This is a genomic window from Tritonibacter multivorans (assembly GCF_001458415.1).
Lineage (GTDB): Bacteria > Pseudomonadota > Alphaproteobacteria > Rhodobacterales > Rhodobacteraceae > Epibacterium > Epibacterium multivorans.
In genome coordinates this window covers 1-1,150 of sequence record NZ_CYSD01000004.1, presented here as the reverse complement: position 1 = coordinate 1,150, position 1,150 = coordinate 1, and the positions used below count along the sequence as shown (strand labels likewise).

The following is a 1,150-nucleotide window of genomic DNA, read 5'->3' as shown; positions in this document are numbered from 1 at the left end:
GTACTGCATCTTAAGGTGTGGGAGAGTAGGGCACCGCCAAACCTAGAAAAAACCTCAATCCAAAATCTCTATGAACAAAAAAACACTCCCCCAAAACGCTAACGCGAAAAAAGGGAAAACGTCCTCAAGTAGCCGATAGGCGGTAGGACAAACAAAACTCCGCGGGATGGAGCAGCCAGGTAGCTCGTCAGGCTCATAACCTGAAGGTCGTAGGTTCAAATCCTACTCCCGCAACCAACACTATTTGAGCTGCCCCCCGAAATTCGGACACTGACGTAAGCTTCGATTTGCTGTCTGCTGATCTTCAACACGAAGGAGATCAGAAGTGTCGAAACGGAAACAGCATCATCCAGAATTCAAGGCAAAGGTCGCCTTGGAGGCGCTGAAAGGCGAAGAAACGGTCAGCGAATTGGCAAGTCGGTTTGGGGTTCATCCCACGATGATCCATCAATGGAAGCGTGCCCTGCTTGAAGGGGCGTCGGGCGTATTTGAGCGCGGCGGCAAGAAAGCTCCAGAAGTTGACGAGGAACACGTCAAAGATTTGCACGCCAAGATCGGGGAATGAGCCATGTCGCGCCATTGGTCCGAGTGACAATGGCGAATGCCATCGCCAACGATTTTTTGGCCAGAAAGCTCAAACCCTGGACCGGCAAGTGAGGCGCAAGATGATTGAGCCTGCCAATACCAACCTGTCCATCAGGAAGCAGTGTGAGCTGTTATCGATCTCGCGGTCATCATTTTACTACGAGCCTAAGGGCGAAAGTGAGATGAACCTCGATCTGATGCGGTTGATCGACAAGCAGTTCCTGGAGACGCCGTTTTATGGCGTGCGTCAGATGACCTGGCACCTGCGCAATGAGGATCATCTCGTGAATGAAAAGCGCATTCGCCGCCTTATGCGATTGATGGGTCTTGACCTGCCACGGGATTTTTCCTCCACCTGCGATTAGAGTCCGGCCCAACCTGAGGACGGACAATGAAGCGAACGAGATTCACGGACGAGCAGATTATTGGCATCCTGGCGGAGCATGAGGCAGGCGCGAAGTGCGCAGACCTGTGCCGAAAGCACGGCATGTCGGAAGGCACCTTCTATAATTGGAAGGCCAAGTTCGGCGGCATGACGGTGTCGGAAGCAAAGCGGCTGAAGATG

Annotated in this window: 3 protein-coding genes and 1 tRNA gene; all 4 read left to right on the top strand. The window is 52.9% G+C overall.

Going from position 1 to position 1,150, the window contains the following annotated elements:
* The first annotated feature begins 160 nt into the window (after window positions 1-160).
* Window positions 161-237, top strand: a tRNA-Met gene (locus tag TRM7557_RS01010).
* Window positions 238-325: 88 nt separating this feature from the next.
* The gene (locus tag TRM7557_RS01005) at window positions 326-565 is read left to right on the top strand and encodes an IS3 family transposase (protein WP_058288367.1); all 240 of its coding nucleotides are present in this window, start codon (window positions 326-328) and stop codon (window positions 563-565) included.
* A 202-nt stretch (window positions 566-767) separates the two neighbouring features.
* Complete coding sequence (locus tag TRM7557_RS19910; protein WP_165592390.1) at window positions 768-950, top strand: IS3 family transposase; 183 nt, start codon at window positions 768-770, stop codon at window positions 948-950.
* Window positions 951-976: 26 nt separating this feature from the next.
* Window positions 977-1,150, top strand: a 174-nt coding sequence (locus TRM7557_RS00995) for a transposase (RefSeq protein WP_131727506.1), incomplete at its 3' end; no start/stop codon positions are given.